This window comes from Luteimonas sp. A534 (assembly GCF_054072805.1).
Genome location: NZ_JBSVRR010000003.1, coordinates 1 through 11,709, shown reverse-complemented (window position 1 = coordinate 11,709; position 11,709 = coordinate 1). Strand labels below are relative to the sequence as shown.

The following is an 11,709-nucleotide window of genomic DNA, read 5'->3' as shown; positions in this document are numbered from 1 at the left end:
CCCGATGCCTGCACGCCGCCTTCGCCATGCCGCCCTCTTCCTGACCGTGGCCCTGGCCACCGGCTGCAGCCAGCCGCTGCCCTATACCGGCGGTGATGTGGCCGAACTGCAGCGCGTCGACGTGCAGGTGGGCGAAGGTCGGCAGGCGGCCGCCGGCGACGAAGTCAGCGTGCACTACACCGGCTGGCTCTACGACGAGGCCGCTGCCGACAAGCGCGGCATCAAGTTCGACAGCTCGCTCGACCGCGGCCAGCCGTTCGTTTTCATGCTGGGCGCGGGCCGCGTGATCCGCGGCTGGGACGAGGGCGTGGCCGGCATGCGCGTGGGTGGCAAGCGCGAACTGCTGATTCCGGCGGATCTTGGCTACGGCGCGAAGGGCGCGGGCAAGGTGATTCCGCCGGGGGCTTCGCTGGTGTTCGAGGTGGAGCTGCTGGATGTGCGGGAGTAGGACGAAGGCTTCATGCAGCTGATGTGCGGCAGGCGTGGAGCCGGTGCATACCGGCGAAAACAGGGCGGTACTCGTTACCGCCTCATTTTTGCGCTCTAATCGGGGCTATACCGCCTCAAAAGTGAGGCTTACTTAGCGTTAGGCGGCCATGTCGAGAATCGCGCTGATCTTCCTCTTACTGCTTCTGTCGGTTGTGGTCGCTGCGACTCAGCAAGCGCCCGCTTCAAGCAGCTCAAGCAAGCCCTGGGCTAGTCATTGCCACCTCGGCGGCATGTCGTTTTCGTATCCAGAAGACCGTACTTTCCGTGCAGAACTTGCTCAACGTTGCAACGCAATGGATGCATGTCTCCTCTCGTGCATGCGCAGCGGATGCGCCGAGGGAGTCGGGGGCGGTTGCTTTCATATGTGTTCCTCTGGCGCCGACAGCGATAGTGACCTGCTGGAGAGAGCGCAGAAGTACAAGGATCGGACGGCCTACCTCTGTCAGCGGCCGCCTAACAATTCGTTCAAGCCGAAACCGCTTCGTTCCACCAACAACACGGCAGGTTAAGCTTGCCATGTTGTTGGCTCCACTACGCGGTTCGGCTTAACTCAGGCGTTAGGCGGCTATGGCTCCTCCCGATCCAAACTTGCAAGGCAAGTCCTTCCTCTGGGCCTTCGTTCTGTGCCTTGCCTTATTCTCTGCCACCGCCTTCTGGGGCGCGGCGGTTGGGCTCAGCCCGACGTGGGCGGCCGTGTTGCTTGCCGTAGCCGGCTTCATTCCATTTCTCGTGCAAGCTACTACCGGTTACGCTCTCGATGGGATGTGGGTAGCGAGGTTCAGCCGCACAGAGCATCCAACAAAGTTCTGGGTACTGTTGCTGCTTTCCTTGGTTCTAGGTGGGTGGTTCTCGTATGCCGCGTACAGCATGTACGTCGCTGCAGTGCGGGGCGCCGCCTAACAATTCGTTCAAGCCGAAACCGCTTCGTTGCACCAAAGGCGTGGCAGGAAAAGCTTGCCATGCCTTTGGCTCCACTACGCGGTTCGGCTTAACTCAGGCGTTAGGCACCACAGGGGAGAACTCCGTGAGCGAGACTGAAGAAGCAGATAGCTACCGATCTGAAATTGCGTTACGTAGTCGCCGTCGAGTCTTAGATGGACGTGAGCGCAAGCTTTCCATGGCTGTGTTTGGACTCATGGCCTACTCTGCGTTTGCCAATTTCCTAGGCGGGGTAATGGCTTTAGCCAGCTCTCCAGTGGATGCTGGACTTGGTTTCGTACTTGGCATTCTGTATTCGCTGGGTGTCTATCGTGTTTGGAGCAAAGACGATACGCGCTGGTGGCCCGTCGCAGTTCCCGCGGGTATCTCCATTGCCATTCTTCTACTTGCCTGGGCCGGCGGGTTGCCACGTCCCATCCCGATTGCACTTAATGTTGCGCTACTAGTTTTAGTACCACTGCGCAGGCGCGCCGTTGCAGCTGTGGAGGCGGTGCCTAACAATTCATTCAAGCCGAACCCGCTTCGCGGGTCGGCTTAATTCAGGCGTTAGGCCTCTCTGACCATCTATGTTCACTATTGACCTCAAAGATCCAACCCAACTCACGCGTGAGAACGTCGCCACACTCATCGGATCAGTGCTGGACACACAGCACTGGCAGCTACGCGTTACGAAAGACGGAATCGCCTACTTGTCTCCCGTGGTCGGTGGCAACGACATTTCAGACCTCGCATTTCGGCTAGAGACTTGGTGTGCTGGCAACAACTACGTCGGGTTTCAAGCTGCGCACGACGCACACTGGGTCGAACAAGTGTTCAAGGATTTGTCGGAGAACTGGCCTAAAGCCAAGAGCAGCCTCATTGACTGAGAGAGAGGCCTAACAATTCATTCAAGCCGAACCCGCTTCGCGGGTCGGCTTAATTCAAGCGTTAGGCCCCGGAGGAAAGAATGCGGCTTCTTGCTACTGCCATTTTGCTTCTCGTCGCTAATGCACCAGCGCAGGCGTTGGAGATCTCCAATTTCAGGTCTGGTCTCGCTTGCACCAACACCTCAACGCGTGACAATACGGCGGGATGGATCTGCCATGTAACAGAAGACGTTCTGGTGACTGACCAAGGCCAATGTCGCTATAACGGAAAAGATGAACTATGCACTTGGGTAGGCTTCGAGTTTGACTACCGCGGCGCCCAGGCAGGCGATCAACTGGATTGCAACATTGAGCAGTCCCGGCCCACTGCATTCGGCAATCCCAAGGAAGAGCTTGATCCCGGAGCGACATCGCAAGAGTTCATCTTGCCGCTGGAAAAATCGGAAGGCCACTTCTACAACCCTCAATACTTCACTTTTACGGCGCGCCCTCCGGAAGCAACAGTGTTGATAAATACTGGCCGCTGCAGCTTCGAGGGCAAGGGCGTGTTCGAGTACACATACCGTCTCCACTTCCCTACGCTCCCAAAGCGTGGGGCGGGGCCTAACAATTCGTTCAAGCCGAACTTGCTTCGCTCCACCAACAACATGGCAGATTAAGCTTGCCATGTTGTCGGCTCCGCTACGCAAGTCGGCTTAACTCAGGCGTTAGCTGTCATGAAAAGCATCCTCCCCAGTCTTGCAGCTCTTCTCCTAGTGTCGGGGTGCCACACTGTTTCGTCCTCCCGGGCGGTTGAATTGCATGTGGCGGTTGACGGAGTCCACGGCACCTCCGGGCGGATCCGCTGTCTCCATGAGCTTCCGACCCTGCTTGGACATACGGAGAAGACGCAGACCATTGTGGTCTCGGCATCCACTACCACTGACACCACGGAGGCCATAAAGGTCGTAGCTCACCTGCACGCTCTCGGATACACCGCCGTCGAGCTCACGTCTGCTGCGGATGCGGATGGCTGGACTTTGTACCCCCCCGCGCAATCTGGCACCGAGCTACTTGCGTGTGGGACCTAGCCATCGCAGCATGGCAGCTAACAATTCGTTCAAGCCGAACCCGCTTCGCTACACCAATAACACGGCAGGAAAAGCTTGCCATGTTATTGGCTCCGCTACGCGGGTCGGCTTAACTCTGGCGTTAGCTTGCAACGGCAGATTCGAGCGCAATCACGGCAACGATGGGTCAACTGATAGCAGCATTGGGCGGCTATGCAGTTGTGCTAGCCGGCCTGTTCGCCATCATTGGGAAGATATGGGTGTCGCGCATCATCGAGCGGGAGAGAAGTTCGCTTCAACGCCAACTGGATGAGACTAATAGACGGCTCCAGTCTGAGCTGGATCGCGATCTACATATCGGCAAGTCTCAATTCGACATGGAGCTCGGCAACTACAAATCCATTTGGGCTTGCCTTGTGGATCTGCGCGCCGCAACTCTCGCAATTCGGCCGGTGATGGACTTCCACGATCCACACGAAAGCAAAGAAGACCGTCAAAAGCGCAGAATGTCCAAAGCGCGCGATGCGTTCGGCTTCGTCCAAGAGCAAGTCGAGAAGAACAAGCCATTCTATGCGCCGGATGTTTATGAAAAGGCGCGCGAGGTCATCAAGATCTGCCACAGAGAGGCCGTCTATTCAGACTACACGGAAAGGCCGCAGCACGAGTACTGGGATGAAGCAATGAAGAATCAAGAGCTTATCCTCGCCGCGATTGAAGATGCTTGCGTTGCCATCCGTAACAGGATCTGGGAGGCTTGCGTTGCAAGCTAACAAGTCATTCAAGCCGACGCCGCTTCGCGGTGCGGCTTAATTCCGGCGTTAGGGCTCATGTCAAAGACTCTGGCACTTCTATTTCTCACAATGCTCGCGATTGGATGCCACAAGGCAAGCCCATCCACATCCGCTGAGATCGTTGCTTCTGAGCTAACCCACGCCTCCGGGCGTTCCGCCAAAATGTGCGGCTTGATCCGGCTTGGCGAAGATCAGTCTTCCGCGATCTTGTGTGCTCAAACCGCTGCAAAATCGATTCAACCATTTTGGGTAGCTGTTGAGCACCCCGGCATTGACTCGTCAATCTGGGACGGCGCACTACTCAGCACCGCCGGGCTGCACCAGGTATTCCACTACGACTCGAATCCTTATGGCCGTAAAGAGCTCCTACCCAAGCTCACTCGCGAGTCGTGCCATAAGCTCATTTTCACTGGTAATCGCGACAAGCCCTTTGCTTGCGGATTCCGTGATGAGCCCTAATAGTTGTTAGGCCTCAACTGCATGTCCGCTAAAGCCACTATCCCCGTCAATCTGCCTGTTCTGGGCGGTGGCATCGCGCTCATGCTGATTGGCTATAGTCTTTATCGCTTCTTCAGTCCCTCTCCCCATGGATACCTCGAAACCCTATTTGCCATGCCAGTCTTCTGTTTTGGGCTGGCCTTCGTTGGCATCTCATTTCTCACAGAACGGGCAGGTCGCTATAGACCAGCTAGGCTTGCTATCGGCTGGTCTTTGGTGCTCCTAGCAGCCTCGCCAATACTGCTGTTCGTATGGTTCTTCATCCTGTAGGGCTGGGCCCTAACAATGCGTTCAAGCCGAAATTGCATCGCTACGCCGTCAACATGGCAGAAAGAGCTTGCCATGTTGCCAGCTACGCGCTGCAATTCGGCTTAACTTAAGCGTTAGGCCTCAGGAGAAGGATCATGGCGCAGCGGCCAATTCTAGAAGCCATCTTGATCGGCGGCCTCATCGGTGGCGCCCTTGATCTTCTCTTCGCAGTCTCGTTCGCCGGCTACAACGGTGTCGCGCCGAGCCGCATCTTCCAAACCATCGCCAGCGGCCTCTTAGGTGACGCTGCCTTTTCAGGTGGGGGTGGCGTTGCCGCCATAGGTGTCGGTTGCCATTTCGCGTTGTCAGTCCTTTGGGCGGTTGTGTTCGCAATCGCTGCTTGGAAACTTCCGGTCCTGGCACGTCGGCCCTTTGTGGCTGGTCTGGCCTTCGGGCTGATTGTCTTTCTGGGCATGCGGCTGCTCGTGTTGCCGCTGTCGGCCTATCCCCACCCAGTCACTTTCAAGCCGCTGGCCACGGTCTTGGACCTGCTGTCACATATGCTCTTGTTCGGCGTCCCCATTGCCATGATCGTCAGCCGTGCAATCAGGGCCCGCAGGCCTAACAATTCATTCAAGCCGAACCCGCTTCGCGGGTCGGCTTAATTCAGGCGTTAGGCCTTGTTTCCCGCACTGTCGGTGGCAAGGTCCAGGCGGGCTCAAGCATCTCGCTCACCCACGGCATTTGCACCTCGCACGCGCGGTGGGCGTATCGGCAGCCGGCTCTGAAACACCTCGGCTTCGGATAGGCGCGACCCTCTGCAAGATTCGACCTGCCGAGTCGGCTTCGGCCACGACGCGGTGAGAGGTCTTGGCCGCGCGAGTCGAGTGTTCTGGCTTTGGCCCCGGCAAATGCCAGCCTCAGGCCACTCGGCCAGACTTGTTGTACTGTTCGGCTCAGGGGTTGGGCTGTCGCAAGGTCGGGCGCAAGCTCGGCGTGCGGCGGCCTAACAAGTCGTTCAAGCCGAAGCCGCTTCGTTACGCAAAACACATGGCAGATAAAGCTTGCCATGTGCTTCGCTCCACTGCGCGTCTCGGCTTAACTCTGGCGTTAGGCCTTGTTTCCCGCACTTTTGTTGCCAGGTTCCAGGCGATCTGTAGCGCATCGCTTATCCGCAGCGTTGGTAGCTCGCACGCGCGGTGCAGGCATCGGCAGTCAGCCCTGCAGCGCCTCGGTTTCGGACTGGCGCTACGCTCCGCAAGATTTGACCGGCCGAGTCGGCTTCGGACAGGGCGCAGTGAGAGTTCTTGGCCGCGCGAGTCGCTGGTTTTGGCTTCGGACCCGGCAAGCGCCAGCCTCAGGCCGTTCGGCCAGACTTGTTGTACTGTTCGGCTCAGGGGTTGGGCTGTCGCAAGGTCGGGCGCAAGCTCGGCGTGCGGCGGCCTAACAAGTCGTTCAAGCCGAAGCCGCTTCGTTACGCAAAACACATGGCAGGTAAAGCTTGCCATGCGTTTCGCTCCACTACGCGTCTCGGCTTAACTCTGGCGTTAGGCCGATAGGGATAACTTCGCATGCCCAAAGAGATCGACTTCAAGATTGTCTACGACGGCGGATCCGCGAGCGACGGTTTTCTGGACGTGTACAACGCAGCGGTGTCGGCACGCGGACTGTCGAGAAGCCTAGCAATCACCGTCCACGCGTTCTTGAACGATGGCGAGATTCGTCGTCGCGCGGAGCGAGCAAACGGCGCGAAGATCTTCATTTCGGCCCCTCGGCATGGCAGCTTCGAAGAGGTGGTACGCGTTGCAATCGCGGATCCATTCGTCCTAGGAATAGGGGGAAGCATCATTGGAAACGCGTTCTACGACTTCCTAAAGTGGACTTGGTCCGCCGCCACCGGTAGGGAATCAGAGCCGACGACACCGTTCGTTCGGCGCCTTGCCGACCGAAAGGAACCGTTCATTGGCGAGATTGCGACAATCCTAGAAACTCCCATGCAAGAACTTCACCGGCCCATCGAAGGAGATCGCGATATTACGATCGATATGGTCCGGCCGCGCGTCGGGTCTATTCTCCAACTTGACGCTGACACTCTGGCCTATGTTTCGACGCGAAGCGACACGGAGGTCGCAGAAGATGTAATTGGCAATGTGACGCGATACAACGTGTTGAGTGGATTCGGTAGGTTCTTCTCCGATGAAGAGAACAGGACCGTCTCCTTTGATCTGGGAGAGGACGTGTCGGCGGAGGAGAAGGCGCTTCTGACCTGGTCGCTTCACGAGCGCTCCCAAGGTAACGACGGCAAAATCTATCTCGATGTAACGCGCGTGGTGAACGCGCGAGGGGAGCTGAATAGATTCAAGGTTCTTGCGGTTCGGCGCCCGGCTCCGGTGCCATGACTCACTGCGCAGGCTGGCTGCGCGACTTGGGGCCTGCCCTCCGCCGCTGGGTTGCGGTGCATCGGCCTAACAAGTCATTCAAGCCGATGCCGCTTCGCGGCACGGCTTAATTCTGGCGTTAGGCCGCCTGACACCCTATTGGGACTGAGACATATGAGTCGTCACATTCTCTCCGTTGTCGTCTTCGGCCTCGTGTTGGTGACGGGTCCACTGCTCGGGCAGAACGCCTCAGTACTAGCCCAGTCCACAGAGCTACCCGAGGCTGCATTACCGCCCGACCTCGATCGAGTGCTGCGTGACTACGAGCGCGCATGGCGCGCGGGCGACGCGGAGGCTCTTGCCTCGCTGTTCGACGTGGATGGATTCGTGCTTCAAAGCAATCGGCCGCCAATCCGCGGACGCACGGCAATCCAGGCAGCTTATGAGGGCCAAGGGGGCGGTCGATTGCGGCTACGCGCGCTCGCTTTTACCGCCGGAGAAAAGAGCGGCTACATCATCGGTGCGTACGGTTATGGCGATGCTCCGGGCGACACAGGGAAGTTCACCCTTACGTTGCATCGTGCGCCAGGCAAGCCGTGGCTGATCTTCTCGGACATGGACAATCTGAACGCGTCGCCGCACCATCAGCGCGTATCGGACCCTCCTTCCTCAACTAGGCCACCAACCTCAGAGCGCTAGGGGCGGCCTAACAATTCATTCAAGCCGAACCCGCTTCGCGGGTCGGCTTAATTCAGGCGTTAGGCCTTGTTTCCCGCACTGTTGTTGCCGGGTTCCAAGCGATCTGTAGCGCCTCGCTTATCCGGAGCGTTTGCACCTCGCACGCGCGGTGCAGGCATCGGCAGTCAGCGCTGCAGCACCTCGGCTTCGGACAGGCGCGACTCTCCGCAAGATTTGACCGGCCGAGTCGGCTTCGGACAGTGCGCAATGAGAGTTCTTGACCGCGCGAGTCCAGTGTTCTGGCTTTGGCCCCGGCAAATGCCAGTCTCAGGCCGCTCGGCCAGACTTGTTGTACTGTTCGGCTCAGGGGTTGGGCTGTCGCAAGGTCGGGCGCAAGCTCGGCGTGCGGCGGCCTAACAAGTCGTTCAAGCCGAAGCCGCTTCGTTACGCAAACCACATGGCAGGTAAAGCTTGCCATGTGCTTCGCTCCACTGCGCGTCTCGGCTTAACTCTGGCGTTAGGCCTCATGAAAGATCCCAGTCAAACCCCGATAGGCCAAGGCATGATTCTTGTGCTTGGTGGAGCAATGCTGCTGGGAGCTTCTTCGGCCGTACGATCTCTCAACCTCGGGCACTTCATGTTCACCTTCAAGGGCACGTCCATCGATGGACCTCTAGCGGCAGTGCTGATCGCAACGTTCTCAGCTATGGGCAGCTACCTATTTTTCTCAGCTCTTGGCAAGATCAGGCAAGGCAGCGGTGAGGCCTAACAATTCATTCAAGCCGACGCCGCTTCGCGGCGCGGCTTAATTCAGGCGTTAGGCCTTGTTTCCCGCACTTTTGTTGCCGGGCTCCAGGCGATCTGTAGCGCATCGCGTATCCGCAGCGTTTGCACCTCGCACGCGCGGTGGAGGCATCGGCAGTCAGCCCTGCAGCGCCTCGGCTTCGGACTGGCGCTACTCTCCGCGAGATTCGACTGGCCGAGTCGGCTTCGGACAGCGCGCTGTGAGAGTTCTTGGCCGCGCGAGTCGCTGGTTTTGGCTTCGGGCCCGGCAAGTGCCAGCCTCAGGCCGTTCGGCCAGACTTGTTGTAGTGTTCGGCTCAGGGGTTGGGCTGTCGCAAGGTCGGGCGCAAGCTCGGCGTGCGGCGGCCTAACAAGTCGTTCAAGCCGAAGCCGCTTCGTTACGCAAAACACATGGCAGGTAAAGCTTGCCATGCGTTTCGCTCCACTACGCGTCTCGGCTTAACTCTGGCGTTAGGCCTTGTTTCCCGCACTGCTGTTGCCGGGTTCCAGGCGATCTGTAGCGCATCGCTTATCCGCAGCGTTTGCACCTCGTACGCGCGGTGCTGGCATCGGCAGTCAGCCCTGCAGCAGGTCGGCTTCGGACAGGCGCGACTCTCCGCAAGATTTGACCGGCCGAGTCGGCTTCGGACAGGCCGCAATGAGAGTTCTTGGCCGCGCGAGTCCAGTGTTCTGGCTTTGGCCCCGGCAAATGCCAGTCTCAGGCCGCTCGGCCAGACTTGTTGTACTGTTCGGCTCAGGGGTTGGGCTGTCGCAAGGTCGGGCGCAAGCTCGGTGTGCGGCGGCCTAACAAGTCGTTCAAGCCGAAGCCGCTTCGTTCCGCAAACCACATGGCAGATACAGCTTGCCATGTGGTTAGCTCCACTACGCGTCTCGGCTTAACTCAGGCGTTAGGCCTTGTTTCCCGCACTGTCGGTGGCAAGGTCCAAGCGGTCTCGAGCATTTCGCTCATCCACGGCATTTGCACCTCGCACGCGCGGTGGTGGCATCGGCAGCCGGCCCTGAAACACCTCGGCTTCGGACAGGCGCGACCCTCCGCAAGACTCGACCTGCCGAGCCGGCCTCGGCCAGGACGCGGTGTGAGTTCTTGGCCACGCGAGCCGACTTACTTGGCCCCGGTCGCCCCAAGTGCCAGCCCAGGCTCTCCGGCAAGACTTGTTGTACTGTTCGGCTCAGGGGTTGGGCCGCCGCAAATCCGGCACGGGGTGCCAGGCATCGTCGGCCTAACAAGTCGTTCAAGCCGAAGCCGCTTCGTTACGCAAACCACATGGCAGAGAGAGCTTGCCATGTGCTTCGCTCCACTACGCGTCTCGGCTTAACTCTGGCGTTAGGCATTGCATGAAGATTCGTCGCTATCAGAAATATGATTGGAATCGGATCTGCGAGATTCATGATCTAGCTCGCATGGATGAACTTCGGGGAGCAAATCTAGAGGAGGCTTTCCTGCCACTTGAAGTAGCCGCAGAAAGAGAGGGCCTCTTTGACTACGACCTTCTTGTTGCAGATAAGGATGGTTTAGTTCTGGGCTTCGTGGCCTATGGCAACGATGAGCTCACATGGCTGTATGTAGATCCGGCCTTCTACCGCAAAGGTCTCGGGCGGCTCTTGGCGAGAGCAGCTCTTGAAGAGCGCCCAGGCGGACTCTGCATTGAAGTACTTAAAGGAAATGACGCTGCCTTAGACTTCTACAAGTCCATTGGCTTTGTGGAGTCGAGGACCGTTAGTGGTCGGATGCCCGGCAATGAGACGTATCCCGTCGTCGTTCACTGCTTATCTTATGGCAGCAATGCCTAACAATTCATTCAAGCCGACACCGCTTCGCGGCGCGGCTTAATTCTGGCGTTAGCGCTCAGGGGGGGGGCTGACAATGCTGCTGACATTTCAAGAAGCGATTGAGGACTCTGCGGCGATCACTAAGCGCCACCTGTTGTTGGGGAATGGCTTCAGCATTGCATGTAAGCCAGACATATTTCGCTACGGAAAGCTCTACGAACAAGCAAACTTTGACGCACACTCAAGAACCGCAAGAGTAGGGTTCAATGCGCTGGAAACACAGGATTTTGAGCGCGTAATTAGGACACTACGCGATAGTGCCAAGATTGCTGCTGGCTACGGTGTAGACGCAGCAACCTGCGAAACGTTGAGGGCTGACGCGGAAGCACTCAAGAACCTTCTTGTTGACACTATCTCAGCAAGTCACCCGGCTTGGCCAGGAGAGCTTTCTGAAGATCAGTACGCATCATGTCGCCAGTTCCTATCCCACTTTTCTTACACCTACACATTCAACTACGACCTTCTTCTTTACTGGGTCGTAATGCACACGGAAGAGGGTCGCGACCCAACCTCCGACGATGGATTCCGAAGTGAGGAAGATAACTACGGAGGCGAATACGTAGTCTGGGATTCAACCAGCGCCCACACACAGAATCTGTTCTATTTGCACGGCGCCCTGCATCTGTTCGACACAGGGATGCAGTTGCGGAAGTACACTTGGTGCAACACAGGGGTTCGACTCGTCGAGCAAATACGCGCCGCGCTTGAAGAGGATCACTTTCCGCTCTTCGTTTCGGAAGGGGAAAGTGCGGAGAAATTCGAGAAGATCCGACACAACGACTATCTGACGAGATGCTACAAAAGCTTCTCTGCTATTGGAGGCGCCCTGTTTGTGTTTGGCCACTCATTCGCAGATAACGACGACCATTACATATCAAGGATTGGGAAAGGCAGAACGAGCCATCTGTACGTCGGCCTGCATGGTGATGAAAACTCTCCGGAAAACACAGAGATCAAGCGTCGGGCGAATGCGCTCGCACTTTCTCGTTCTCCACGCAAACCGCTAACCATCAAATTCTATGGCACGGAGACCGCGAAGGTATGGGGTTGAGCGGTGAATTCAACCACCAAGTGCGACAGTCCTGATCAGGCGCGGATTCGCTGTTCGGGCGTTTCATAGTCGTAGCGCTTCCTCGGT

At 57.9% G+C, this 11,709-nt stretch carries 11 protein-coding genes; all 11 read left to right on the top strand.

Translation table 11 applies throughout. The features are described from left to right. The first annotated feature begins 4 nt into the window (after positions 1–4). The gene (locus ACW5F0_RS08225) at positions 5–448 is read left to right on the top strand and encodes an FKBP-type peptidyl-prolyl cis-trans isomerase (protein ID WP_456963463.1); all 444 of its coding nucleotides are present in this window, start codon (positions 5–7) and stop codon (positions 446–448) included. A 1,065-nt stretch (positions 449–1,513) separates the two neighbouring features. After that, positions 1,514–1,966, top strand: a complete 453-nt coding sequence (locus ACW5F0_RS08220; protein WP_456999509.1) for a hypothetical protein — start codon at positions 1,514–1,516, stop codon at positions 1,964–1,966. Between the two features lie 28 nt (positions 1,967–1,994). Then, positions 1,995–2,294 (top strand): hypothetical protein, encoded by a 300-nt coding sequence (locus ACW5F0_RS08215; protein WP_456999508.1) that lies wholly within the window; start codon positions 1,995–1,997, stop codon positions 2,292–2,294. Between the two features lie 80 nt (positions 2,295–2,374). Next, positions 2,375–2,953 carry a hypothetical protein gene (locus tag ACW5F0_RS08210; protein WP_456999507.1) on the top strand — a complete coding sequence of 193 codons (579 nt, stop codon included), beginning with the start codon at positions 2,375–2,377 and terminating at the stop codon, positions 2,951–2,953. Positions 2,954–3,525: 572 nt separating this feature from the next. Further along, on the top strand, positions 3,526–4,113 hold the full coding sequence (locus ACW5F0_RS08205) for a hypothetical protein (protein ID WP_456999506.1): 588 nt from the start codon (positions 3,526–3,528) through the stop codon (positions 4,111–4,113). 923 nt (positions 4,114–5,036) lie between these two features. After that, entirely contained in the window at positions 5,037–5,546 is a 510-nt protein-coding gene (locus ACW5F0_RS08200) for a hypothetical protein (RefSeq protein ID WP_456999504.1), read from the top strand. Positions 5,547–6,452: 906 nt separating this feature from the next. Next, entirely contained in the window at positions 6,453–7,280 is an 828-nt protein-coding gene (locus tag ACW5F0_RS08195) for a DUF7946 domain-containing protein (RefSeq protein ID WP_456999503.1), read from the top strand. A gap of 153 nt (positions 7,281–7,433) precedes the next feature. Then, positions 7,434–7,958, top strand: a complete 525-nt coding sequence (locus ACW5F0_RS08190; RefSeq protein ID WP_456999502.1) for a YybH family protein — start codon at positions 7,434–7,436, stop codon at positions 7,956–7,958. Between the two features lie 505 nt (positions 7,959–8,463). After that, a complete protein-coding gene (locus ACW5F0_RS08185) occupies positions 8,464–8,706 on the top strand; it encodes a hypothetical protein (protein WP_456999501.1) in 243 nt (80 codons plus the stop codon). Between the two features lie 1,370 nt (positions 8,707–10,076). Then, entirely contained in the window at positions 10,077–10,532 is a 456-nt protein-coding gene (locus ACW5F0_RS08180) for an N-acetyltransferase family protein (RefSeq protein ID WP_456966291.1), read from the top strand. Between the two features lie 73 nt (positions 10,533–10,605). Continuing rightward, positions 10,606–11,622, top strand: a complete 1,017-nt coding sequence (locus ACW5F0_RS08175; RefSeq protein ID WP_456966292.1) for a DUF4917 family protein — start codon at positions 10,606–10,608, stop codon at positions 11,620–11,622. Positions 11,623–11,709: the final 87 nt, after the last annotated feature.

Coding starts and splice junctions, on each gene's coding strand:
- ACW5F0_RS08225 (WP_456963463.1), top strand. CDS start 5: ATGCCTGCACGCCGCCTTCGCCATGCCGCCCTCTTCCTGACCGTGGCC.
- ACW5F0_RS08215 (WP_456999508.1), top strand. CDS start 1,995: ATGTTCACTATTGACCTCAAAGATCCAACCCAACTCACGCGTGAGAAC.
- ACW5F0_RS08210 (WP_456999507.1), top strand. CDS start 2,375: ATGCGGCTTCTTGCTACTGCCATTTTGCTTCTCGTCGCTAATGCACCA.
- ACW5F0_RS08205 (WP_456999506.1), top strand. CDS start 3,526: ATGGGTCAACTGATAGCAGCATTGGGCGGCTATGCAGTTGTGCTAGCC.
- ACW5F0_RS08200 (WP_456999504.1), top strand. CDS start 5,037: ATGGCGCAGCGGCCAATTCTAGAAGCCATCTTGATCGGCGGCCTCATC.
- ACW5F0_RS08195 (WP_456999503.1), top strand. CDS start 6,453: ATGCCCAAAGAGATCGACTTCAAGATTGTCTACGACGGCGGATCCGCG.
- ACW5F0_RS08190 (WP_456999502.1), top strand. CDS start 7,434: ATGAGTCGTCACATTCTCTCCGTTGTCGTCTTCGGCCTCGTGTTGGTG.
- ACW5F0_RS08185 (WP_456999501.1), top strand. CDS start 8,464: ATGAAAGATCCCAGTCAAACCCCGATAGGCCAAGGCATGATTCTTGTG.
- ACW5F0_RS08180 (WP_456966291.1), top strand. CDS start 10,077: ATGAAGATTCGTCGCTATCAGAAATATGATTGGAATCGGATCTGCGAG.
- ACW5F0_RS08175 (WP_456966292.1), top strand. CDS start 10,606: ATGCTGCTGACATTTCAAGAAGCGATTGAGGACTCTGCGGCGATCACT.